Source organism: Pseudonocardia nigra (assembly GCF_019396355.1).
Taxonomy (GTDB): Bacteria; Actinomycetota; Actinomycetes; order Mycobacteriales; family Pseudonocardiaceae; genus Pseudonocardia; species Pseudonocardia nigra.
The window spans coordinates 47799-70414 of record NZ_JAHKRK010000010.1; the positions used below are offsets into that span (position 1 = coordinate 47799).

The window sequence follows — 22616 nt, forward strand, 5'->3', positions numbered from 1 at the left end:
CAATGCTGCCGTCCAGTGACAGTATTGCCACCTTGCTGGCGTCTCGTGGACCCGGCGGCCGGACGGGACGGGTCAGACGGCGGCCGGGGCGCGGCGGGCCGTCACCGCGATCACGCCGACCAGTTCCCAGCCCCCGTCGGCGACGAACACCCCGGCGCCGACGTGCACGAACAGGGCCGCACCGAGCATGTTCAGCGCGACCAGCAGCCCGACGACCGCGGTGGCGTTCCTGGGCCCTCGGCAGCCGACGATCAAGGCGCAAACGTCGCTGCTGGATCGGTCCAGAGCGACGTCAGCGCTTTGATCACACGCGTGCCCCCGGGCCCGGGGAGTGCCACGAGGGCAGGTCCGGCTGCTCGCGCACCCACATATCGGCCAGAAGAGCGCATTCCTGCCAGGCGGACGGGCGCGGCGCGTGCGCGGTCCGGCTCGCGCCGGGCCGTCCGGGCTCAGGGCTTGCGGCCCACCGCACCGTACTCGTCCACATGGGAGGCCACGCCGATGTCGGTCGCGGCCGGCCGCCAGAACGGGCACGAGACCACGCCGGGTTCGAGCAGCTCGAGGCCGTCGAAGTACTGCCCGATCTGCTCCGGGGTGCGGAGGATGTAGGGCAGCGACCCCGCCTGGTTCCACATGTCGATGGCGGCATCGAACGGTCCGTTGTCGATCGTGCCGTCCGCGACGACCAGGTAGCTGTCCGACGGCAGCGCCTCGACCAGCCGGGAGACGATCGCTTTGGCGTCGTCGAAGTCGGGGACGTGGCCGAGGATGTTCATGAGCATGAGCGCGATCGGCCGGTCGAAGTCGAGACTCGCCGCAGCGCGCTCGAGGATCCGGGCGGTGTCCGACAGGTCGGCGTCGATGTAGGTGGTGAAGCCCTCCGGCGTGCCCTGCAGCAGCACGCGCGCGTGCGCCAGCACCACCGGGTCGTTGTCGACGTAGACGATGCGCGCCTCGGGAGCCACCCCCTGGGCCACCTGGTGGGTGTTCTCGACCGTCGGCAGCCCGGTGCCGATGTCGAGGAACTGGCGCACCCCGGCCTCGCCCGCCAGGTGTTGCACCGCCCGCTTCAGGAAGGCCCGGGAGGACCGGGCGATGTCGACGATCGGCGGGAACATGTTCCGGAAGTCGTCGCCGACCTGCCGGTCGACCTCGTAGTTGTCCTTCCCGCCGAGCCAGTAGTTCCAGATCCGCGGGGAGTGGGCCACGGTGATGTCGATCGCGGGCGTCGACTGTTCCTGCGTCACGGTGCGCGAGCTCCTGCCGTTCGGGTGAGTGCGTGTGCGTTCACCCAACCTAGTGCGTCCCGTGCCCACCGGTTCAGAACAAAACGGTCGCAAAACTGCCGATCTGCGTGAAGCCCACCCGGTCGTAGGCCGATCGGGCGGAGTGGTTGAAGCCGTTGACGTACAGGCTCGCGACCCGCCCCATCGCGGCGAGCCGCTCGGACACGGCGGCGGTGCCCGCGGTGCCCAGCCCGTGGCCGCGGCGCTCCGGGTGCACCCACACGCCTTGGATCTGCCCGACCTGCGCCGACAGCGCCCCGATCTCGGCCTTGAACACGACCTCGCCGTTCTCGAACCGCGCGAACGCCCGCCCGGCCGCGACGAGCTCGGCGACCCGGGCCCGGTAGCCGACGCCGCCGTCGCCCGCGCGCGGGTCGATGCCCACCTCCTCGGTGAACATGGCGATGGCCGCCGGCAGGTAGCGGTCCAGCTCGGCCGGGCGCACCGCGCGCACGTACGGGTCGGGGGCGACCGCGGGCGCCCCGGCCAGCACCATCAGCGGCTGGTCGGCGCGCACCTCGCGGGCCGGCGCCCAGAACGGGGCGAGGTCGTCCCACAGGGGCAGTACCAGCTCCGCACGTCCCACCAGGGACGAGCAGGTGCGCCCCTGCCGGCGGGCTCGATCGGCGAAGCTGCGCAGCGCAGCGCGGTCACCGCGCAACGGCACCAGGTTGGCGCCGGAGAAGCACAGCCCGTCGAGGCGGGAGCCCACACCCCACAGCTCGCCTCCGAGCCGCCACGGGTCCAGGCCCGCCACGTCGACGCGCGCGGCGACCATGCAGGCGGCCACCGGATCGCTCTCCAGCACCGCTCGTACCCCCACGCGGTCCCGGTCGTCGAGGAGCCGCGCTCCGGCGACACGAAGCACCCCATCACGATGCCAGACCGCCGCCCCGGTGCACACGACAGGATGGGTGCCGGTCAGCCCACCGTCACCTGCGGCTCGCCCTCGGCCTCCATCGTCTCGGCGATCTTCATCGCCTCCTCGATCAGGGTCTCGACGATGGCGTGCTCGGGGACGGTCTTGATGACCTCGCCCTTGACGAAGATCTGGCCCTTGCCGTTGCCGGAGGCGACCCCGAGGTCGGCCTCGCGGGCCTCACCGGGGCCGTTGACGACGCAGCCCATGACGGCCACCCGCAGCGGCACCTCCATGCCGGTGAGCCCGGCGGTGACCTCGTCGGCGAGCTTGTAGACATCGACCTGGGCCCGGCCGCAGGACGGGCAGGAGACGATCTCCAGCTTGCGCGGGCGGAGGTTGAGCGACTGCAGGATCTGCGTGCCGACCTTGATCTCCTGGACCGGCGGCGCGGAGAGCGAGACGCGAATGGTGTCGCCGATGCCCTGGCGCAGCAGCGCGCCGAACGCGACGGCCGACTTGATCGTGCCCTGGAACGCCGGGCCGGCCTCGGTGACGCCGAGGTGCAGCGGGTAGTCGCAGGCCTCGGCGAGCAGTTCGTAGGCCCGGATCATGACGACGGGGTCGTTGTGCTTGACCGAGATCTTGATGTCGTGGAAGTCGTGCTCGGCGAACAGGCTCGCCTCCCACAGCGCCGACTCGACCAGCGCCTCCGGGGTTGCCTTGCCGTGCTTCTCCAGCAGCCGCTTGTCCAGCGACCCGGCGTTGACGCCGATCCGGATCGGCGTGCCGTGGTCCTTCGCCGCGGCCGCGATCTCCTTGACCTGGTCGTCGAACTTGCGGATGTTGCCCGGGTTCACGCGGACGGCGGCACAGCCGGCCTCGATCGCGGCGAACACGTACTTGGGCTGGAAGTGGATGTCGGCAATCACGGGGATCTGCGACTTCCGCGCGATCGCGGGAAGCGCATCGGCGTCGTCCTGGCTGGGGCAGGCGACGCGCACGATGTCGCAACCCGACGCCGTGAGCTCGGCGATCTGCTGCAGCGTGGCGTTGACGTCGGCGGTGAGGGTGGTGGTCATCGACTGCACCGAGATCGGGTGGTCGCTGCCGACGCCGACCGGGCCGACCTGCAGCTGCCGGGTCTTCCGGCGCGGGGCCAGGGTCGGGGCGGGAGGTGCGGGCATGCCCAGGGAGACGCTCACGACCCCCAGTATCCCCCGCACCCGACCGGTCCCGCCGCCGACGGTGCCCGAGACCACGTCCGCATCGCGCGAACGGCACGTTCGAACAAACCTATTGAGCGAAAGTGCCGTTCGCTCAACTGAGCTGGGCGAGGATCTTGCGGAGCGTGTCCAGGGCCGCCGCCGTTTCGTCCCAGAACACCATGTGCCCGGCGCCGGGGACCTCGACCAGGCGTGCACCCGGGTTCGCGGCCGCCGCCTCCGCCGCCCCCTCGGCCGTGACGACCGGGCTCTCCCCGCCGTACACGAGCACGGTCGGGGTAGGGACCTGCGACCACGTCGCGAAGAAGTCCTCGCTCTCGAAACCGGCGTGGGTGGCCGCGATCGCCTCCGCGTCGCAGCTCGACAGCCAGCGGGCCCGCAGCTCCTGCTCCCGCCGCGGCCAGCGCGGCCACGACCGGGCCACCTCGTCGGCGTCGGTGCCCCGCTGCGCCTGCTCCACCTGGCCGAGGAACGCCTCCAGCGTGGTCGGGTACGGCCCGCGCCCGGGCCCGCTCATCGGCGGGTCGACGAGCACGGTGCCCCGCAGCGGCACGCCCAGGCATGTCCGGTGGCTGAACGCCGTCGCGGAGCAGGCGGACAGCCACCGGTGACTCAGCAGTGCCGCGGTGACGGCCGCGATCCGGGCGCCCATCGAGTGCCCGAGCAGCAGCGGCCGGTCCAGGCCGAGCCCGTCGAGCACGGCGACGGTGTCGTCGGCGTAGTCCTCGAGCGTGTACGACTTGCCCGAGTCGGAGAGCCCCCGGCCGCGCACATCCACGACGATCGGCCGGACGAGGTCGGTGAGCTCCCGCGCCACGAAGTCCATCGTCACCGCCGGGCTCGTGATGCCGGGCAGCACGACGAGCGGCACGCCGTCGCCGCCGTAGTCGAGGACGTGCAACCGCAGGTCGCCCGAGCGCACCCAGCGCGACACGGCGGGCACCTCGGCGAGGTCGGCCAGCGCGGACTGCAGGACGGCCCTCACCGCGCCACCTCCGCAGCCACGATCAGCCCGCGCAGGTAGCCGAGCGCGTCGTTCAGCTCGATCACGTCCCCGTACTTCGCCTGGATGTCGAACAGGTTGGCCTCGTGCGGCGCCTGCGCGCGGTCGCCCACGCACTCCCTCGGCACGAGCACGGAGAAGCCGCTCTGCACCGCGTCGACGGCGGTGGCCCGCACGCACCCGCTGGTGGTGGCGCCGCAGACGAGCACGGTGTCCACCCGCAGGCCGGCGAGCAGCGCGGCGAGCGTGGTCCCGAAGAACGCCGAGGCGCCCTTCTTCGTGATCAGGTGATCGCGCGGGTCGACCGGCAGCCGGTCGTCCACCGCGACGGCCCGGCTGCCCTCGCGCAGCGCCCGCATGCCCGGCGCCTTGGTCAGCCAGGTGACGGCGTCCCCGTCGGCCTCCGCCGGGGTGTAGGCGATCGCCGTGAACACCACGGGCACGCCCGCGGGGCGCCCGGCCTCGATCAGCTCGGTGGTCGCCGCGACCACGGCCGACAGGTCGGCCCCGGTCGGGGCGGCCGGGTCGGTGAACCCGTGCGTCAGGTCGACGACGACGATCGCCGGCCGCGCCCCGCGGCGCACCGGCGCCCCGAACCCGGCCCGCTCGTACACGGCGTCCTGCGAGGTCATGCACTCCTCCTGTCCAGCTGCTCCTGCAGCGCCGCGCGGCGGCGGGTCGCGCAGTCGTCCACGGCCTCGACGATCGTCTGGTAGCCCGTGCACCGGCACAGGTTCGACGCGACCACCTCGCGGATCTCCTCCTTCGTCGCCTCCGGCCGCTCGGCGAGGTAGCCCTCGGCGAGCATCAGGAACCCGGGCGTGCAGAACCCGCACTGCAGCCCGTGGTGGGCGGAGAACGCCTGCTGCAGGTCCGAGAGCGTCCCGTCGGGCGCGGCGAGCGACTCGACGGTGCGGATGTCGGCGTCCTCGGCCTGCGCGGCGAACATCAGGCACGCCCGCATCGGCGCGCCGTCGACGAGCACGGTGCACGCCCCGCAGATGCCGTGCTCGCAGCCCACGTGCGTGCCCGTGAGGCCGAGGTCGTGGCGCAGCACGTCGACGAGCGTGCGGCGCGGCTCGATCGCGAGGTCGTGCCGCTCACCGTTGACGGTCAGCTCGATCAGCTGCACCTCGGTCATGAGATTCCCTCCAGTGCTCGGTGGACGGTCTCCCGCGCGATCGGGGTGTCGTCCAGCTCGACGCCGGTGGCGCGCAGCGCGTCGTTCACGGCGTTGAGCACGGCGGCGGGCGCGCCGATCGTGCCGCCCTCCCCCGCGCCCTTGGCACCGTTCGCGGTCAACGCGCACGGCGTCTCCAGGTGGTGGATCGCGACGTCGGGGATCTCGGCGGCCGTCGGCACCTTGTACTCCATGAAGCTCGGCGCCTGCGGCTGCCCGGCGGCGTCGTAGGTGACCTGCTCGAACAGGGCCCCGGCGATGCCCTGCGCGATGCCGCCGCGCGCCTGGCCCTCCACGACCTGCGGGTGGATCGCCACCCCGCAGTCCTCCACGCACACGTACCGCAGGATCTCGACGCCCCCGGTGCCCGGGTCCAGCTCGACGACCGCCGCATGCGTGGCGTTGGAGAACGTGCCGTCGCCGCCGACGTCGAAGCTCGCGGTGGCCGTCAGACCCGGGCCGACGCCCTTGGGCAGCAGGTGCGCCCGCAGGTAGGCGACGTCGGCGAGCTCGGCGAACGACAGCCGCCGACCCGGGTCGTCCCGCAGCCGCACCCCACCCGCGCCGTCCAGCTCGCAGGCGTCGACGTCGGCCTCCAGCAGGTGCGCCGCGATCTCCCGCAGCTGCTCCCCGAGCTGGACCGACGCCGCCGCGACGGCGCTGCCGCCGATCGTGATCGAGCGGCTGGCGAACGAGCCCCAGCCGTAGGTGATCCGGTCGGTGTCACCCTGCACGATCTTGACCTGGGCGATGTCGAGCCCGAGCCGGTCGGCCACGATCTGCGCCATCGTCGTCTCGTGGCTCTGCCCGTGGCTCATCGTCCCGGTGGTGACGCTGACGGTGCCCGAGGTGTCCATCCGGATCTCGGAGATGTCGAACCCGGGCACCACCTGCATCTTCCGCTGCGCGAACGCGCACGAGCCGTAGCCGGTGCGCTCGGAGAAGCAGGCGTAGCCGATCCCGATGATCCGATCCGAGTCGCGCACGTCGTACCAGCCCTCGTCCCGCACCACCTGCTCGCAGAGGTCGAGCGACTCGCGGTAGGAGCCCGGGTCGTAGGTGATCCCGTTGACGCCGGTGTAGGGGAACACCGTGATGACGTTGCGGCGCCGGACCTCGACGGCGTCCATGCCCAGCTCGCGGGCGGCGCGCTCCATGAGCCGCTCCATGACCATCACGTACTGCGGGCGGCTCACCCCTCGGTACGGTGCGGTGGGCGCCTTGTTCGTGGTGACGGCGCGGCCGCGCACCCGGTAGGCGGGCACCCGGTACACCGACGGCATCTCCGCCGAGGCCATCAGCGGCTCGATGCCCGCCGTGAACGGGTAGCAGGAATAGGCGCCCATGTCGCACACGACGTCGGCGTCGAGGGCGAGGATGCGGCCCTCGGCGTCGAACGCTGCGCGCACGTCGTAGCGCTGCTCCCTGGCGAGGAACGCCGCGGTGAGCGCGTCCTTGCGGTCCTCGATCCACTTCACCGGGCGGCGCAGGCGCAGCGCGGCAGCGGCGGCCGCGATCTCCTCGCGCCCCACCACGCACTTCTGCCCGAACCCGCCGCCCATGTCCGGGACGGTGACCCGGACCTGCTTCTCGTCCAGCCCGACGCAGCCGGCGAGCACGGTCCGCACCTGGTGCGGCACCTGTGTGGCGGTCTGTACCCGAAGCTGCTCGTCGCGGTCGTCGAAGGAGGCGACGACGCCGCGGGTCTCCAGCGGCAGCGCGTTCTGCCGGCCGGTCTTCGTCCGCACCCGGACGACGCACGGCGCCTCGGCGAAGACGTCGTCGATGCCCTCGGTGGCGAACAGCGAGACGTCCACCAGCGTGTTGCGTGGCGCCTCGGCGTGCACCAGCGGGGCGCCCTCGGCGAGAGCGGCGGTGTCGGAGACGACCGGGTCCAGCTCCTCGTACTCGACGACGGCGGCCTCGAGCCCGTCCTCGGCGGCGTACGGGTCGCGGGCCACGACGATCGCGACCGGCTCGCCGACGTAGCGGACCCGGTCGCGGGCGAGCACCGGCATCGCGGTGGGCACGAACTCCTGCGGCGGCCGGTCGAGCAGCGCGGTGATGTCGCGGAGGTCCAGATCGGCCGCCGAGAAGGCGGCGACGACGCCGGGCACCGCGCGCACCTCGTCCAGGTCGACCGCAACGATCCGGGCGTGCGCCACCGTGCTGCGGACGAACTGGGCGTGCAGCATCCCGGGCAGCACGATGTCGTCGACGAACCGGCCCCGCCCGGCCAGCAGCCGCGGGTCCTCGCGGCGCGGGACGGACGCGCCGATCCAGGCGCCGTCCCGGCGGAAGTGCGCTTCGGTCATCGGCTGCCCGCCTCCTCGCAGGCTCGGGCGACGAGCGTGCGGGTGAGCGCGCGGCGGTAGTGCGCGCTCGCCCCCGGCTCGTCGCGGGGGTCGATCGCCTCCGCCGCGGCTGCCGCCGCCCGTGAGTGCAGAACATCGCCAGGGCGACCACTCCCACTCACGACGTCCGCCAGCACGGCCTCGGCCGCCGGCACCCGCAGCGGCACGGGGGCGACGCCGCCGAGCACCACGCGCGGGGCGTCCAGGTCCACCGCCGCGGCCACGATCGCGAAGTCGCCGCGCCGCTCGGCGTACTCCGTGAGCGCTGCCCGCGGCGCGGGCCGCGGGAACACCACCTCGACGATCAGCTCGTCCGGCTCGAGCGCGGTGGTGAACACGCCCTGGAAGAACTCCCCCGCCGGGATGCTCCGCCGCCCGCCCGGCCCCTCCGCCACGATCTGCGCGTCGAGCAGCATCGCGAGCAGGCACCACTCGGCGGTGGCGTCGGCGTGCGCGAGGCTGCCGCCGACCGTGCCGCGGGTGCGGATCGGCAGGTGCCCGACCCAGCGCATCGCGTCGGAGAGGACGCGGAACCCGGGCCCGAGGTCGGCGGTCTCGACGGCGTGGTGGGTGACGAGCGCCCCGATCCGCAGCGTGTCCCCGTCGTGGCGGATCGCGCCGAGCTCGGTGATCCGGCCGATGTCGATGAGGTGCTCGGGCCGGGCGAGGCGGAAGTTCATCATCGCGACCAGGCTCTGGCCGCCCGCGATGACCTTCGCGTCGTCCCCCAGCTCGGCGAGGAGCCCCACCGCGCCCGCGATCGTGCGGGCGCGGTGGTAGGTGAACGCGGCGGGCTTCATGTGCTCAGCCTCGGACAGCCGCGTCGGACGCCGGGCCGGGGGTCACCACGACGGCCTCCTCGTCGCCGGTGATGTGGTCGAGCTCGCGGCCGCGGGTCTCGGGTGCGGCGACGGCCATGAAGATCACCGCGGCGACCACGACCACGCCCATCAGCGCGAACGTCAGCGGCAGGCCGAGCACCGGCCACAGCAGGCTGCCAAAGATCAGCGGGACGAACCCGGTGACCGCTCGGCTCGACGACGACGCCCAGCCGAAGCCGCTGGCCCGCAGCTCCGTCGGGTACAGCTCCGAGACGTAGGCGTACATCACCGGGATCACCACGAGCGCGAAGAACCCGAAGACGGCGATCATCACGATGGCCGCGGTCGGCGAGCCGAGCACGAGCGAGAACACCAGCAGCGACGCCGCCGACAGCACCGCGGCGACCCCGATGACCCACTTGCGGCCGATCACCTCGACCAGCAGCACCGCCGTGACCACCCCCAGGATGCCGACCGCGTTCATCACCGTCGTGCTGCCGAACGCGGCCACCTCACCCATGCCCTGAGCCCGCAGGATCGACGGCATCCAGGCCAGCGCGGCGTAGTACACGACCATCACGGAGATGAACAGCGACCAGGCCACCCCGGTGATCTTCGCGTTGAAGGCCCACACCAGCCGCAGCTGCTCGACGCCTGCGGCCAGCCCGCGCTTGCGGGACGCGGCGGGCGCCGGGATCACGGTCGGGATCTCGTAGGGCTCCGGCGCCGCGCCCGTGCGCATCACCATGTCGTCGATGACGGCACGGGCCTCGGCCTCGCGACCGGTGCGCGCCAGGTAGAGCGGCGACTCCGGCACGCCACGGCGCACCCAGAACAGCAGCAGCGCCGGCAGCACCATCAGCGCCAGCATCCAGCGCCAGTTGCCGGTGACCGGGACGAGCATGGTGGCGGTCAGCCCGGCGAAGGTCGTGCCGATCGGCCACCAGCCGTCCATCGCCGCGAGCACCCGGCCGCGTTGCTTGCGCGGGGAGAACTCGCTGACGATCGCGTAGTCCACCGGGATGCAGCCGCCGAGGCCGACGCCGGCGAGGAAGCGCAGCACCAGGAAGATCTCCCAGCTCGGCGACAGCGCACCCAGCACGGAGAACAACGCGAAGATCATCAGAGTGAGGCTGAAGGCCTTCTTGCGGCCCACCCGGTCCGCGACCGTGCCCCAGGCGACCGCGCCCACGGCCATGCCGACGAGGTTCGCCGTGGCCACGAGCCCGCGCTCACCGGTGGAGAGGTCGAACTCGGTGCCGAGCAGCGGCGTGAGGAAGCCGTTGAGGGCGACGTCCCAGGCGTCGAACATGTAGCCCAGCCCGCCGATGATGAAGATCTTGCCTTGGACGCCCCACTTCCACGGGAGGTCCTGGACGACCTGGTCGCCTGTACGCATGTCGGGCTCCGTTCCGGGGAGGGGTCAGCGCACGAACGGGTAGGAGAAGGACTCGAGGTCGGCGTCGTCGCGCGGCGTGCCGCGCCACAGCCAGTCGTAGGACACGTCGGACTCGCCGTTGAACGCCCGCAGCTGCCGGTCTCGTTCCTGCTGCTCGGGGCCGTCGGGCAGGTGGTAGAAGCGCATGTTCTCCAGGGACGCGTCCTGGACCATGCCGGCATGGGTGGCGCGGCGGGCCACGTACCGGGTGAGGGCGCCCGCGATGCCGTCGCGGGTCACCGCGCCCAGCTCCTCGGCGAGGACGGCCGCGTCCTCCATCGCCTGCGACGCGCCCTGCGCCTGGTAGGGCAGCATCGCGTGGCAGGCGTCGCCGAGCAGTGCGACGTGGCCGTCCACCCACACCGGGTCGCGGTGCCGGCGGAACATCGCCCACTTCGACGCGTCGCCCTCGGCCTTGGACAGCATCGCCGCCACCCGGTCGTCCCACCCGGGGAAGGCGTCGACCATCTCGTCGGCGGTGGCCGGGGCCGACCAGGTCCGCTCGATGTCGAGGGTGTTCGGGACGATCGCGACGACGTTGAGGTACTCCCCGCCGCGGATCAGGTAGTGCACGAGGTGCCGGTCCGGCCCGTACCAGATCGTGGAGTGGAATCGGTCCATCAGGAAGCGGGTCGCGGGGTCGGCCGCGATCTTGTCGCCGGGGATGAGGGCCCGGTAGGCCATCTCCCCGGAGAAGGCGAGCGTGTCGGGCAGGCCCATGGCGTCGCGGACCGCGGAGCGGACGCCGTCGGCGCCGACCAGCACGTCGCCGTCGAAGCGCCTGCCGTCGGTGGTGATCGCGACCGGCCGGCCGGGGTCGGCCACGTCGATGTCCACGACCTGCGCGCCGGTGTGCACCTCGACGACCGGGCCGGGGCCCTGCGGGTCGAGGCAGGCATCGAGCAGCACCTTGTGCAGGTCCGCCCGGCGGTAATGCCAGTACGGCGCGTTGAACTCGCGCTTGACCCGGTCGCCCAGCGGAAGGGTGGCGATGATGCTGCCGTCCTGCCAGCGCCGGCGCACCTGGTCCTGCGGCTCGGTGTGGATGGCCTCGAGCTGCCTGCGCAGCCCCAGGCCCAGCAGGACGCGGCTGGCGTTGGGCGCGGTCTGGATCCCCGCGCCCACCTCGCCGAGCTGGGGAGCCTGCTCCAGGACGGTGGTGCGCAGTCCGCGCCTGCGCAGCGCGAGCGCGGTGGTGAGGCCACCGAGGCCGCCACCGGCGATGGTGACCGCGTAGGACTGGCTGGCCGGCACTGTTCCTCCCGGACGTCGTCGATCTCGGATCCACTGTCCAGAGTGGACAGGTGGCGTGGCGGGGTGCGCCGCGAACCCTCCGCAGCTCCCGGATACCCGAGCGGCACCCGGCAGAGATGATCCGAACACTGACGATCCAGGAACGCAAGGGGTTCCGCAAGCTGTAACGCGTCAGAAACCGAACAGTCGGGAACGCCACCCCCGGGCGGCGCCCGAAGAACCCCTGATCAGCCGCCTGACTCGAGGCCGAACGGAGCCCTCAGTCCTCGACCAGGCTCTCCCAGTGCTCCGACAGCGCCGTGAGCCTGCGCAACAGCGCCGCCTGCTCCGCGCCGTCGTACCCCAGCATGAGCAGCCGGTCGAGGTCGCGGGCCCGGCGGTCGGTCTCGCGCAGGACCGCCTCACCCTCCGGCGTGAGGCGCAGCAGGCGCTTGCGGCCGTCCTCGACGGGCCGCTCCCGCGTGATGAGCCCGCGGTCCTCCAACCGTCGGACGATGCTCGCCATCGTGGAGCGGTCCAGCGCGACGGACGAGGCGAGCGACCCCTGCTCCGCCCCGGGATAGGCGTCGACGGCGGTGAGCACCGCGAACTGCGGGCCGGTCAGCACCGGGTCGACCAGCCGCACCCAGGCCGCGGTGTAGGCCTGGTGCAGCCGGCGCGCGACGTAGCCAGGCGCGGCGAGGAGCGCAGGTGGCGCAGGCAGGCCCTTCGAGGGGTCGATTCCTGCACGTCCCGCCGGTCCCCCGCTCGTCACGGCACCCAGCTAAGCACGGGGTGCGCGGTGTCCGCCGGGCCGGGGCAGCGCCCCTCCCCCTTGACCTGAAGGGACCGACAAGGGATTGTCAGCCTTCGGACTATATCCCCCGGACTCCTGGAGGGACTCCCATGGACCAGAACCTGTTCAACGAGATCTGTCTGCAGCAGCTCACGCTCAGCGGCGTGCACGACGGCGAGACCGTGGCCGTGCTGACCCGCGGCGACGAGCGCGTGGAGTACGCGAACGCGTTCATGTGGGCGGCGCAGAAGCTGGGCGCGAGCACGTTCCACCTGCGGCTGCCCAACCCCACGTCGGCGTCGGGCGCGTGGGCCGTGGGCGACTCGGGCCTCGCGGACAACCCGCTGGCCGTCGAGGCGCTCAAGCGGGCCGACATACTCGTCGACTGCACGTTCCTGCTGTTCAGCAAGGAGCAGTTCGAGATCCAGGCCGCCGGCACCCGCATCCTCACCGCGGTCGAGCCCGCTCCCCTGCTGGCCCGGCTGATGCCGACCACCGAGCTGCGGGAGCGGGTCGAGGTCGGCGCCGAGCTGCTGGCCAAGGCGCAGACGATGCGGATCACGAGCCCGCACGGCACCGACGTGACCTACCGGCTCGGGGTCTACCCGACGATGAGCGAGTACGGCTACACCGACCAGCCCGGCCGGTGGGACCACTGGCCGGCGGCGTTCGTGTTCACCGGCGGCGCCGACGACGGCGTCGACGGCAAGATCGTGCTCGCGCCCGGCGACGTGCTGCTGCCGTTCAACACCTACGTCCAGACCCCGGTGGAGATCACCATCGAGGCCGGCTTCATCCGCGACATCCGCGGTGCCGCCGGGTCCTCGGGCCTGGACGCCGACCTGCTGTCGTCCTACATCCGCTCGTTCGACGACCCTCGGGGTTACGGGATGAGCCACGTCGGCTGGGGCCTGGACGAGCGCGCGCACTGGCACGGGCTCACCCAGTTCGGCGGCGGCATGGGCATGGAGCTGCGCAGCTTCTACGGCAACGTCATGTTCTCCATCGGCCCGAACAACGAGCTCGGCGGCCCCAACGACACCGCTTGCCACTTCGACATCCCCATGCGCGGCTGCTCCCTGTACCTGGACGACGAGCTGATCGTCGATGCCGGCGAGCTGACCGTGCCGGAGATGCGCCCGGCGGGACGCCGGTGAGCACCGTGCGCGACCACCACATCGGGATGATCGTCCCGAGCTCCAACCTCACGATGGAGACCGAGCTCCCCCGGATGCTCCGGGCGCGGGAGGAGATCGAGCCGGACGACCGGTTCGTGTTCCACTCCGCCCGGGCCCGGATGCAGCACGTCACGCCGGAACAGCTGCGCGCGATGAACGCCCAGGCCGAGCGGGCCGCCGCCGAGCTCGCCGACGCCCGACCGGACGTCGTCGCCACCGCCTGCCTGGTGGCGATCATGGCCCAGGGCCCCGGCTACCACTGCACCGCGGAGGACGCGATCACCGCGGCGCTGCGCGCGGAGGGCGCCGACGCGCCGGTCGTGTCGAGCGCAGGCGCCCTGCTGTCGGGCATCGCGGCGCTCGGGGCGCGGAAGGTCGCGATCATCACCCCGTACCTGAAGCCGCTGACGCAGGCCGTCGCCGACTACCTCGAGGACGCGGGTGTCGAGGTGGTCGACGCGCTGTCGCTTGAGGTGCCCGACAACCTCGCCGTCGCCCGCCTCGACCCGGCCGACCTGCGCGACCACTGGAAGAAGCTCAGCCTGGCGGGCGCCGACGCGCTCGTGCTGTCGGCGTGCGTGCAGATGCCGTCGCTGCCCTCGATCCAGCCGGTCGAGGACGAGGCCGGCATCCCGGTGCTGTCCGCGGCCACCGCGACGACGCACCGGATCCTCACCGAGCTGGGGCTGGAGCCGCGGGTGCCGGGGGCGGGGCGGCTGCTGGCGGGCTGAGCTCCGTCGCGGATGTCAGGAAAGCCACGTTCCTGACGCTCAGTGGCAGCAACGTGGCTTTCCTGACAGTCCTGCCGGAGCTGCGGGGGTAAGCGAGCCACCGGGTCTCGCATGCCGCAGCGCGCTGCTCGGTGGCACCATGTGGAGCCCAGGTCCGCGACACGATCACGCGCTGATGGTCGTCCGCAGAGATCGGCTCAGCGCCTTCAGCCCGTGATCGGCACCGCAACGGCCACCGCCCGAACTCCACTGCCGACCTACGCCGCGATCACGGGCAGAAGATCCCCTCGGAGTTCCCACGACGGCCATCCGCCCGGGGATCGCCGAGGCGAGCGGCTCACGTCCGGCCCTTGTCCTCCTGCGCACTCTGCAGCGTCGACGAGTGCGGCAGCCAGGTGGCGAGCTCGACCGGCCACCCGTCCGCCTCCAGCGTCGCGACGACGGCCGGATCGTCGTCGAGCACCGACACGACCTCCCGCACCGTCGCCAGCCGCCGCAGCACGGCCCGCTTGAGGTAGCGCGCGGGCCGGTAGTCGTCGTCGTCCCGCATCACCAGCGGGCCGGTCGGCAGGTCGTGCCGGGCGAGCCAGCGCTCGGTGAGTCGCCGGTTCCGCTCCGGGCGGCCGGTCAGGTAGATCACGTCGTGGTCGACCAGCGCCTTGCGCAGCCGCTCGGCGCCCTCGGTCAGGAGCGGGTCGCGGTCGGCGGCCTGGAAGAACCGCTCCCAGCGCTGCGGGCGGGCGTCCAGGTGGTGCAGACGGTGGGTGACGTCGGCCAGCACGCCGTCGATGTCGAAGACGGCGAGTGTCTTCACCGACGAATCTCCGCCGCGCTCCGCTTCGGCGTCGATCCGTGGGACAGGCATTGGCGGGCGAGCATCGGGGGCAGGGGCGGGTACTGCGGTCACTGCAGAGTGATCGGGTTGACAAGGTCCGCGATGAACAACAGTCCGCTCCACGCGATGAACACCAGCGCGACGACGTAGGCCACCGGCATCAGCTTGGCGACGTCGACCGGTCCGGGATCGGGCTTCCCCCGGAGCCGAGCGATCCTGCGCTTGATCGACTCCCAGATGGCGGGGAAGATCTGTCCGCCGTCCAGCGGCGGGATCGGTAGCAGGTTGAACAGGAACAACGAGATGTTCACGGCGGCCAGCAGCTGAAGGAAGATGGACAACTCCGCTGCCGCCGGCCGCTCCAGCGCAAGGATCTCGCCGCCGAGGCGGGAGGCGCCGACGATGCCGACGGGGCCTTCCCTGTCGCGGTCCTCCCCCAGGAACACCGAACCGAAGATCCCGGGCATGCGCTGCGGCAGCTCGATGAGTGCCTGCCCGGTCCGGGTGACGACACCCATCATCTCCTCGACGACGGTCCCGAGGTTCTGTCGCTCGTAGACCACCACCGGCGACAGGCCGAGGAAGCTGCCCTGGACGTACTCGCCCTCGTCCTGGAGGCTCGCCAGCTCCGTGGTGATCAACGTGGGCCGCAGGTCGATGAGCTGGCTGTCCCGTTCGACGGTCACGGTGACGGTGCCGGACGCTTCGCGGATCGCGCGTTGCAGTTGAGGCCAGTCATCCTGGTCGTAGCGCTGCCCCTCGAAGGCGACGATCCGGTCTCCTGCTCGGAAGCCTGCCGCCGCCGCCGGTGTCGGAGGCGCCCCCGGCGGGCACTCGGTCGTCGGCTCGGATGCGCGCACGACACACGCGCTCACCGAGCTGACGGTCGTCGATGTCCCGGTGGGCAGACCGATCGCCATGAGCACGATCGCGAACAGCACGACCGCGAGGATCAGGTTCATGAACGGGCCCGCGAACATCACGATGATCCGCTTCCACGGCGCTCGCAGGTAGAACTGCCGGTGCGCGTCCTCGGGCAACACGTCCATCGCCGACTGCCTGCGGGCGTCGTCGATCAGCCCCTGGAACGGGCCGGTGCGCCGGCTGCGCCCGAGCGTCTCGCCCTTGGCCGGCGGGATCATCCCGATCATCCGGACGTACCCGCCGAGCGGAATGGCCTTGAGCCCGTACTCGGTCTCGCCGACCTTCCGCGACCAGACCGTCTTCCCGAACCCGACCATGAACTCGGGAACCTTGATCCCGAACCACCGGGCGGTGGCGAAGTGCCCCAGCTCGTGCCAGGCGACCGAGAACAGGATCCCCACGAAGAAGATCAGGATCCCGAGCACCGTCATCATGTGGTCACTCCAGCTCTCCCCGCCAGCTCGCGCGCCCGGGCCCGGGCCCACTCCTCGGCGGCCAGCACATCAGCCACGGTAGCGGGATCCGCCGTCCAGGCGTCGGCCGCGTCCAGCACCCGTTCCAGCAGGTCGGTGATGCCGACGAACGGGAGCGCGCCCGCCACGAACGCGGCCACCGCCTCCTCGTTCGCCGCGTTGAGCACGGCGGGCACGCAGCCCCCGGCCGTCCCGGCGGCGCGGGCGAGCCGCACGCCGGGGAACGCGTCGTCGTCGAGCGGTTCGAACGTCCAGCTCTGCGTCGCATCCCAGCGGCACGGCGTGGTCGCGCCGGCCAGCCGGTCGGGCCAGCCGAGCGCCAGCGCGATCGGCAGCTTCATGTCGGGCGGGCTGGCCTGCGCGAGCGTGGACCCGTCGGTGAACGTCACCATCGAGTGCACGATCGACTGCGGGTGCACCGCCACGTCGATCCGGTCGTAGGGCACGCCGAACAGCAGGTGCGCCTCGATCACCTCGAGGCCCTTGTTGATCAGGGTGGCCGAGTTGATCGTGATGACCGGGCCCATCGCCCACGTCGGGTGCGCCAGCGCCTCCTCGACGGTGACAGCGGCCAGGTCCGCGCGCCGCCTGCCGCGGAACGGCCCGCCGGACGCGGTGAGCACGAGCCGCTCCACCTCCTCCGCCCGACCGCCGCGCAAGCACTGGGCCAGCGCGGAGTGCTCGGAGTCGACCGGCACGATCTGCCCCGGCGCCGCGGCGCCCGTCACCAGCGCGCCGCCGGCCACCAGCGACTCCTTGTTCGCCAGCGCGAGCGTGGCACCGGACGCGAGCGCCGCCAGCGTGGGACCGAGCCCGACCGAGCCGGTGATGCCGTTGAGCACCATGTCGGCTCCCGCGGTGGCCGTCAGCTCGGTGGCCGCGTCCGGCCCGGCGAGCACCTCGACGCCGGGCAGCCGCTCCCGCAGTGCCGGCGCGGCGTCCGGCCGGCTCACGGCGACGCGCCGGACGTCGTGCGCCCGCACCTGGCGCGCGAGCAGGTCGAGGTCGCCGCCACCTGCGGCGAGGCCCGCGACCGCGAACCGGTCGGGGTGCGCCGCGAGCACGTCGAGGGCCTGCGTGCCGATGGAACCGGTGGAACCCAGCACGAGAACGGAGCGAGTCATCACCAGCCATCATCCCCGCTCCGCTGTTGTGCGACGATGAGACCTCCACCCGCTGATCAGGAGGACACCCGTGGCGAGGAACTCACGCGAGCTGGCGAAGCGACCTGCGGTCGACCCGCAGGACGAGCCGTCGGTGGAGTGGGGCTGGCACGGCTCGTTCCCCCGCGGGATGATGATCGCCGGTTGGGCGTCGGTGCTGATCATGCTGTCGTTCCTGATCGGCAACCACCAGGGCCGCATCGAGAACGTCTGGCTCATCGTCATCGCTGCGGGAATGGCCATCGGGCTGATCATGCACTCGGTGCGCAAGCGGCACGCCTGGCGGCGCTGAGCCCTCCCGTGGCCGGCTCCGCGATCGAGCTGGAGGTCGGCGACCGCGTCGTCCGGCTGAGCAACCCCGACCGGGTCTACTTCCCGGCGCGCGGGGAGACGAAGCTCGACCTGGCCCGCTACTACCTCGCCGTCGGCGACGGGATCGTGCGCGCGCTGCGGGACCGCCCGTGCATGCTGCACCGCTTCCCCACCGGCGTCACCGGCGAGAAGGTGCACCAGAAGCGCCTGCCAAAGGGCGCCCCGGACTGGGTGCGAACGGTCCGCGTGCACTTCCCGCGCTGGAACCGGCACGCCGACGAGCTGTGCGTGCAGCACCCCGCGGACGTCGTGTGGGCGGTGCAGATGTCGACGGTCGAGTTCCACCCCTGGAACTCCCGGCGCGCCGACACCGAGAAGCCCGACGAGTGGCGCATCGACCTCGACCCGATGCCGCAAGCCACCTACGCCGACGTGCGGCGGGTCGGCCACGTCGCCCACGAGGTGCTCGACGAGCTGGGCGCCACCGGCTGGCCGAAGACGTCCGGCGGCAAGGGCATGCACATCTACGTGCGGATCCCGCCCGACCACGGGTTCGCCGACGTGCGGCGCGCCGCACACGCGTTCGCCCGCGAGGTGGCCCGCCGCTGCGATCTCGTCGACCTGACGTGGTGGCGCAAGGACCGCGACCCGGCCTCGATCTTCGTCGACTACAACCAGAACGCCCGCGACCACACGATCCGCAGTGCGTACTCGGTGCGCGGCGTGCCCGAGGCCGTCGTATCCACCCCGATCCGGTGGGACGAGATCGACGACGCCGACCCGCGCGACTTCACCATCGCCACCGTCCCACCCCGGTTCGCCGAGCTCGGCGACCTGCACGCGGGCATCGACGACGCCGTGTTCCTCCTCGACGAGCTGCTGGAGTGGGCCGACCGCGACGCCCGCGAGGGCGCGGAGGAGCCGCCGGCGGAGGACGTAGCGGACCTGGACGCGTGAGCGCGGGCGGCGGCGCCGAACGCCAGCAAGGTGGCTTTACTGCCACTGGATGACAGTATTGCCACCTTGCTGGCATCAGGACGCCGCCGCCCGCAGCCGCACGAACTCCTCCACCAGCGTCGGCAGCTGCCAGTGGGCGTTCAGGCCGCTCGGGTTGGGCAGCACCCAGACGCGGGTGTCGCCCAGCCGCTGCTCCTGCGGCCCGACGTTCGCCTGCGGCGCGGCGAACGCGCTGCGGTAGGCCCCGATCCCGACGACCGCGAGCCAGCGCGGCGTCACCCGCTCGACGAGCGCGCGCAGCCGCTCCCCGCCCGCCACGAACTCGGCGGGCGTCAGCTCGTCGGCCCGGGCGGTGGCGCGGGCGACCATGTTCGTGATCCCGAGCCCGAGCGCGCGCAGCTCTCCCTGCTCGGACGGCTGCAGGCGCCGCGGGGTGAAACCCGAACCGTGCAGCGCGGGCCAGAACCGGTTGCCGGGCCGCGCGAAGTGCTGGTTGGTGGCGGCCGAGACGAGACCGGGGTTGATCCCGCAGAACAGCACCCGCAACGGTGGGTCGCCGGGGCCCGGCAGCACGTCGTCGATCGTGCGGGACCGGGCGGCCTCGAGCTCGGCAGCCGTCAGCCTGGGCACGGGCGATCACCTCGGGTCGTCATGGCCCGATCATCCCCGACGGGCGCTACCCGCCGGCGAGCGCGATCAGCCCGACGGCCGCGCCGGCGAGGCCGAGCCTGCGGTCTGCGTCGTGGTCACGCGCTCCCGCAGCACGGTGAGCCCGAGGAGCACCGGGATCACGGGGTACAGGGCCGTGAGCACCACCGCGACGGCGACGAGCTGCTCGCGCGTGGCGAGGGTGTAGAGCACGATCGCGAGCGTGCCGAGCGCGCCTGCGCCCACGGCGGCGAGCGCCGCCGGGCCCCTCATCGGGGCCGTGCGCAGCGACGCGCGGGCCGTCACCGCCATCGGCAGGATCACGGCGACCGAGGCGACCCGGCTCGCGACGAGCGGCCAGAGCCCCGCCGCGGGGTCGACCGGCACCAGCGCGATGAACTGCAGCGCGAACCCGATGCCGGAGACGAGCCCGTCCCGGCTGCCCACGGCGGTCCGGGTGGCGCCGCCGACGTGCGTGACCAGCCACAGCGCGGGCGCCGCGACCGCGATGCCGAGCCAGCCGAGCACCGACGGCCGTTCGCCCAGCAGCAGCACCCCGAACAGCACGGGCAGGACCACGCCGGCCACGTCGCTCAGCGGCACGACCACGCTCAGCTGCCCGTTGCCCATCCCGCGGAAGAGGAACGCGACGCCGATGCCGGTGCCGATCCCGGACAGCGCGCCCCAGCCGAGCGCGCCCGCCGTCACCGACGGCGCCGGGACGACCAGAGCGGCCACCAGGATCAGGACGGTCCCGCCGAGCTGGGCCACGAGCGCGACGACGGCGCTGTGCACGCGGCGCGAGAGCAGCGCGGCGATGAAGTCCGTCGCCCCGAAGCAGACGGCCGAGGCCAGCGCCAGGGCGTTAGCCATCGGCCCGGTCGCGCTCGGCCTGCCCGACGGGGCAGATCCGGCCGCCGTCGGTGCAGGCGGGACGGTCGCAGAGCCGGCAGACCCGCTCCGAGCTGCCGACCTCCGCATAGACGGCGGTGAGCAGCCGGTCGAGGAGCGCGGCCAGCGTCTCCCGGTCGGCGGCGGGCAGGGCCTCCACCAGCGCCGTGAGCCGGCCCCCGCGCGCCCCGAGCAGCGCGTCCGACGCGGCTCGCCCGTCGTCCGTCGGGTGCACGGCGACCGACCGGCCCGCGGTCGGGCGCCGCTCCACCAGGCCGCGCTGCTCCAACGTCTCCACCATGCGGACCGCGGCGGACTGCGTGAGCCCGATGCGCTTCCCGAGCTCGGTAACGCCGATCCCGGGGTCGGCGCAGAGCACCACCAGCGCGGCGGCCCCGCTGCTGCTCGTGCCGGCGGCCGACGTCGCGCCCGCCACGATCAGGTCGGTGACCGCCAATGCCGCCGCCCCGAGGAGGTTCGCTGTTCGGGTCTCATCATGCATGAGTCATGCATACCACGCCTGCCAGCCGAGTATGCCCCCGATCGGGCGGGGGCTCAGCCGGACGTCCGGCGCGGGCGCGCCGGCCCACTTCGCCTCCCGGATCGCCCGCAGGGCCGTCCGGCGGCCCGCAGCGTCGAGCCGGTCGACGAACAGCACGCCGTCGAGGTGGTCGGTCTCGTGCTGCAGGCAGCGGGCGGCCTCGCCGGTGCCGACGATCTGCACCGGCCGCCCGTGCTGGTCGCGCCCGCGGGCACGTGTTCAGCCGCCTGTGCGTGTCGAGGGCGCGCTCGGCCAAGGCCGCGGTATGTGCTCGTTCCACCGCCGACTCGCACCGATCACGGCCGCGGTGATCGCACGAGCGCGCGGTTTCGGTCGTGTCGGAGCCTGCTGCCGGATCGCTCCGGCGGCCGCCCCCGCCGGGTCACCAGAACCCGGTGCTCTTGGGGGTAGGCGATCACGGGCAGAAGGTCGTCAGTTGATCTTTGGTAGCGACCTTTTGCCCGTGATCGCCCAGGTCGGGACGCGAAGGGTGCCGCGATCACGGGCAGAGGGTTGCTCGGGGAGATCGACTCGCGCCGGGGTGATCGCCGCGAGCGATCGGTTGCCGTCGCGCGGACCTCGCGGATGCGCATCTCGCTGATCATGCGGTCGGTGTGCGACGCTCTGCCGGTGGCCGTCGTCAGCGAGCTCTTCCCGCTCCCGCCCGACGGCGGGGGAACGCTCAGGCGCCCATGAGCACGTCCGCCAGGTCGAACGAGACCGGGCGCTCCAGCTGCTCGTAGGTGCACGACTCCGGGTCCCGGTCGGGACGCCAGCGCACGAACTGGGCGGTGTGGCGGAACCGCTGCCCCTCCATGTAGTCGTAGCGCACCTCGACGACCCGCTCCGGACGCAGCGGCACGAACGACAGGTCCTTGCCGGCGTTCCAGCGGCTCGTCTCGTTCTTGCGCGGGGTGCGCTCGCCCTGCTCATGGGCGGCCCAGTCCCACGGGTGGCCCTCGAACGACGTCACCAGCGGTTGCAGCTCGGCGAACAGCTGCTTGCGCGTGGCCATCGGGAACGCGCCGACGACCCCGACGGAGTTGAGCACATCGCGGTCGTCGAACAGCCCGAGCAGCAGCGACCCCAGCGCGTCCGGGCCGGACTTGTGCACCCGGTAGCCGGCCACCACGCAGTCCGCCGTGCGCTCGTGCTTGATCTTGCTCATCACGCGCTTGTCGGGCTGGTAGGTCAGGTCACGCTTCTTCGCGATCAGCCCGTCCAGCCCGGCGCCCTCGAACTGCTCGAACCACCGCCGCGCCGTGTCGAGGTCGCCCGTGAGCGGGGTGACGTGCACCGGCGCACCGGCCTGCGCGAGCGCCTCCTCCAGCCGTGCCCGGCGCTCCTCGAACGGGCGCTCGGTGAGGTCGTCGTCGCCGACGGCGAGCAGGTCGAACGCGATGAAGCTGGCCGGAGTCTGCCCCGACAGCAGCTTCACCCGGCTCGCTGCCGGATGGATGCGCTGCTGCAGGGCCTCGAAGTCGAGGGTGTTGCGCTCGGTGTCCGCCACGACGATCTCGCCGTCGATCACCGCGCGCTCCGGGAAGTTCGCCAACACCGCCTCGACGACCTCCGGGAAGTAGCGGGTCATCGGCCGCTCGTTGCGGCTGCCGATCTCCACCTCCGCACCGTCGCGGAAGATGACGGAGCGGAAGCCGTCCCACTTCGGTTCGTAGAGCTGGTCGGCGGGGATGTCGCCGATGGGCTTGGCCAGCATCGGCGCGACGGGCGGCATGACGGGCAGGCGCACCCGCACAGTCTCCCTGC

General features: G+C 72.5%; 23 protein-coding genes and 1 pseudogene. 4 read left to right on the top strand and 20 right to left on the bottom strand.

Annotation, left to right across the window (positions count from 1 at the left end):
• Nucleotides 1-72: 72 nt before the first annotated feature.
• From KME75_RS04620 to KME75_RS04675, 12 genes are all read right to left on the bottom strand, one after another.
• On the bottom strand, nucleotides 73-255 hold the full coding sequence (locus tag KME75_RS04620) for a hypothetical protein (protein ID WP_219413265.1): 183 nt from the start codon (nucleotides 253-255) through the stop codon (nucleotides 73-75).
• Between the two features lie 194 nt (nucleotides 256-449).
• Nucleotides 450-1247: an SAM-dependent methyltransferase gene (locus KME75_RS04625; RefSeq protein ID WP_219413266.1), complete on the bottom strand. Its 798-nt coding sequence runs from the start codon at nucleotides 1245-1247 to the stop codon at nucleotides 450-452.
• A gap of 73 nt (nucleotides 1248-1320) precedes the next feature.
• The gene (locus KME75_RS04630) at nucleotides 1321-2154 is read right to left on the bottom strand and encodes a GNAT family N-acetyltransferase (protein ID WP_219413267.1); all 834 of its coding nucleotides are present in this window, start codon (nucleotides 2152-2154) and stop codon (nucleotides 1321-1323) included.
• Nucleotides 2155-2207: 53 nt separating this feature from the next.
• Nucleotides 2208-3350, bottom strand: a complete 1143-nt coding sequence (gene ispG, locus KME75_RS04635) for a flavodoxin-dependent (E)-4-hydroxy-3-methylbut-2-enyl-diphosphate synthase (RefSeq protein ID WP_219413268.1) — start codon at nucleotides 3348-3350, stop codon at nucleotides 2208-2210.
• A gap of 115 nt (nucleotides 3351-3465) precedes the next feature.
• On the bottom strand, nucleotides 3466-4356 hold the full coding sequence (locus tag KME75_RS04640; protein WP_219413269.1) for an alpha/beta fold hydrolase: 891 nt from the start codon (nucleotides 4354-4356) through the stop codon (nucleotides 3466-3468).
• Nucleotides 4353-5006 carry an isochorismatase family protein gene (locus KME75_RS04645; protein WP_219413270.1) on the bottom strand — a complete coding sequence of 218 codons (654 nt, stop codon included), beginning with the start codon at nucleotides 5004-5006 and terminating at the stop codon, nucleotides 4353-4355. The genes KME75_RS04640 and KME75_RS04645 overlap by 4 nt, the downstream gene beginning before the upstream one ends.
• Nucleotides 5003-5515, bottom strand: a complete 513-nt coding sequence (locus tag KME75_RS04650) for a (2Fe-2S)-binding protein (RefSeq protein ID WP_219413271.1) — start codon at nucleotides 5513-5515, stop codon at nucleotides 5003-5005. The genes KME75_RS04645 and KME75_RS04650 overlap by 4 nt, the downstream gene beginning before the upstream one ends.
• Nucleotides 5512-7869, bottom strand: a complete 2358-nt coding sequence (locus tag KME75_RS04655; RefSeq protein WP_219413272.1) for a xanthine dehydrogenase family protein molybdopterin-binding subunit — start codon at nucleotides 7867-7869, stop codon at nucleotides 5512-5514. Before KME75_RS04655 ends, KME75_RS04650 begins: the two co-directional genes overlap by 4 nt.
• Nucleotides 7866-8708 carry an FAD binding domain-containing protein gene (locus tag KME75_RS04660; protein ID WP_219413273.1) on the bottom strand — a complete coding sequence of 281 codons (843 nt, stop codon included), beginning with the start codon at nucleotides 8706-8708 and terminating at the stop codon, nucleotides 7866-7868. Before KME75_RS04660 ends, KME75_RS04655 begins: the two co-directional genes overlap by 4 nt.
• Before the next feature lie 4 nt (nucleotides 8709-8712).
• Nucleotides 8713-10128, bottom strand: coding sequence for an MFS transporter (locus KME75_RS04665; protein ID WP_219413274.1), 1416 nt, complete (start codon nucleotides 10126-10128; stop codon nucleotides 8713-8715).
• Between the two features lie 24 nt (nucleotides 10129-10152).
• A complete protein-coding gene (locus KME75_RS04670) occupies nucleotides 10153-11421 on the bottom strand; it encodes an FAD-dependent monooxygenase (RefSeq protein WP_219413275.1) in 1269 nt (422 codons plus the stop codon).
• A gap of 259 nt (nucleotides 11422-11680) precedes the next feature.
• Nucleotides 11681-12175 carry a MarR family winged helix-turn-helix transcriptional regulator gene (locus KME75_RS04675; protein ID WP_308282553.1) on the bottom strand — a complete coding sequence of 165 codons (495 nt, stop codon included), beginning with the start codon at nucleotides 12173-12175 and terminating at the stop codon, nucleotides 11681-11683.
• 131 nt (nucleotides 12176-12306) lie between these two features.
• On the opposite strand from KME75_RS04675, the gene KME75_RS04680 reads away from it, so the two are divergent.
• Both KME75_RS04680 and KME75_RS04685 read left to right on the top strand, forming a co-directional pair.
• Entirely contained in the window at nucleotides 12307-13353 is a 1047-nt protein-coding gene (locus KME75_RS04680; protein WP_219413276.1) for a 2,5-dihydroxypyridine 5,6-dioxygenase NicX family protein, read from the top strand.
• Nucleotides 13354-13358: 5 nt separating this feature from the next.
• The gene (locus KME75_RS04685) at nucleotides 13359-14105 is read left to right on the top strand and encodes a maleate cis-trans isomerase family protein (RefSeq protein ID WP_308282556.1); all 747 of its coding nucleotides are present in this window, start codon (nucleotides 13359-13361) and stop codon (nucleotides 14103-14105) included.
• Between the two features lie 337 nt (nucleotides 14106-14442).
• Here KME75_RS04685 and KME75_RS04690 read toward each other — a convergent pair whose 3' ends face one another.
• The 3 genes from KME75_RS04690 to dxr all read right to left on the bottom strand — a co-directional run bounded on the left by KME75_RS04690 (nucleotide 14443) and on the right by dxr (nucleotide 17461).
• Nucleotides 14443-14919, bottom strand: a complete 477-nt coding sequence (locus KME75_RS04690; RefSeq protein ID WP_308282554.1) for a phosphatase domain-containing protein — start codon at nucleotides 14917-14919, stop codon at nucleotides 14443-14445.
• A gap of 89 nt (nucleotides 14920-15008) precedes the next feature.
• A complete protein-coding gene (locus tag KME75_RS04695) occupies nucleotides 15009-16298 on the bottom strand; it encodes a M50 family metallopeptidase (RefSeq protein WP_219413278.1) in 1290 nt (429 codons plus the stop codon).
• Nucleotides 16295-17461 carry a 1-deoxy-D-xylulose-5-phosphate reductoisomerase gene (dxr, locus tag KME75_RS04700; RefSeq protein ID WP_219413279.1) on the bottom strand — a complete coding sequence of 389 codons (1167 nt, stop codon included), beginning with the start codon at nucleotides 17459-17461 and terminating at the stop codon, nucleotides 16295-16297. The genes KME75_RS04695 and dxr overlap by 4 nt, the downstream gene beginning before the upstream one ends.
• A gap of 70 nt (nucleotides 17462-17531) precedes the next feature.
• Between dxr and KME75_RS04705 the strand changes: the two genes are divergently transcribed.
• On the top strand, nucleotides 17532-17792 hold the full coding sequence (locus KME75_RS04705; RefSeq protein ID WP_219413280.1) for a DUF2631 domain-containing protein: 261 nt from the start codon (nucleotides 17532-17534) through the stop codon (nucleotides 17790-17792).
• Nucleotides 17793-17800: 8 nt separating this feature from the next.
• Nucleotides 17801-18769 (top strand): DNA polymerase domain-containing protein, encoded by a 969-nt coding sequence (locus KME75_RS04710; RefSeq protein ID WP_219413281.1) that lies wholly within the window; start codon nucleotides 17801-17803, stop codon nucleotides 18767-18769.
• 75 nt (nucleotides 18770-18844) lie between these two features.
• Here KME75_RS04710 and mug read toward each other — a convergent pair whose 3' ends face one another.
• The 5 genes and pseudogenes from mug to KME75_RS04735 form a co-directional block, all read right to left on the bottom strand.
• Nucleotides 18845-19399 (bottom strand): G/U mismatch-specific DNA glycosylase, encoded by a 555-nt coding sequence (mug, locus tag KME75_RS04715; protein WP_219413282.1) that lies wholly within the window; start codon nucleotides 19397-19399, stop codon nucleotides 18845-18847.
• A 66-nt stretch (nucleotides 19400-19465) separates the two neighbouring features.
• Nucleotides 19466-20290, bottom strand: coding sequence for an EamA family transporter (locus tag KME75_RS04720; protein ID WP_219413283.1), 825 nt, complete (start codon nucleotides 20288-20290; stop codon nucleotides 19466-19468).
• Complete coding sequence (locus KME75_RS04725; protein WP_219413284.1) at nucleotides 20283-20810, bottom strand: MarR family winged helix-turn-helix transcriptional regulator; 528 nt, start codon at nucleotides 20808-20810, stop codon at nucleotides 20283-20285. Before KME75_RS04725 ends, KME75_RS04720 begins: the two co-directional genes overlap by 8 nt.
• Before the next feature lie 3 nt (nucleotides 20811-20813).
• A pseudogene (locus KME75_RS04730) lies at nucleotides 20814-21050 on the bottom strand (peptide deformylase); the annotation flags it as partial.
• A gap of 481 nt (nucleotides 21051-21531) precedes the next feature.
• Entirely contained in the window at nucleotides 21532-22599 is a 1068-nt protein-coding gene (locus KME75_RS04735) for an ATP-dependent DNA ligase (protein WP_219413303.1), read from the bottom strand.
• Nucleotides 22600-22616: the final 17 nt, after the last annotated feature.

Excerpts from the sequence above, each read along its gene's own strand:
- KME75_RS04645 (WP_219413270.1), bottom strand. The coding sequence starts at position 5,006 with ATGACCTCGCAGGACGCCGTGTACGAGCGGGCCGGGTTCGGGGCGCCG.
- KME75_RS04650 (WP_219413271.1), bottom strand. The coding sequence starts at position 5,515 with ATGACCGAGGTGCAGCTGATCGAGCTGACCGTCAACGGTGAGCGGCAC.
- KME75_RS04655 (WP_219413272.1), bottom strand. The coding sequence starts at position 7,869 with ATGACCGAAGCGCACTTCCGCCGGGACGGCGCCTGGATCGGCGCGTCC.
- KME75_RS04660 (WP_219413273.1), bottom strand. The coding sequence starts at position 8,708 with ATGAAGCCCGCCGCGTTCACCTACCACCGCGCCCGCACGATCGCGGGC.
- KME75_RS04665 (WP_219413274.1), bottom strand. The coding sequence starts at position 10,128 with ATGCGTACAGGCGACCAGGTCGTCCAGGACCTCCCGTGGAAGTGGGGC.
- KME75_RS04680 (WP_219413276.1), top strand. The coding sequence starts at position 12,307 with ATGGACCAGAACCTGTTCAACGAGATCTGTCTGCAGCAGCTCACGCTC.
- KME75_RS04695 (WP_219413278.1), bottom strand. The coding sequence starts at position 16,298 with ATGATGACGGTGCTCGGGATCCTGATCTTCTTCGTGGGGATCCTGTTC.
- dxr (WP_219413279.1), bottom strand. The coding sequence starts at position 17,461 with ATGACTCGCTCCGTTCTCGTGCTGGGTTCCACCGGTTCCATCGGCACG.
- KME75_RS04720 (WP_219413283.1), bottom strand. The coding sequence starts at position 20,290 with ATGGCTAACGCCCTGGCGCTGGCCTCGGCCGTCTGCTTCGGGGCGACG.
- KME75_RS04725 (WP_219413284.1), bottom strand. The coding sequence starts at position 20,810 with ATGCATGATGAGACCCGAACAGCGAACCTCCTCGGGGCGGCGGCATTG.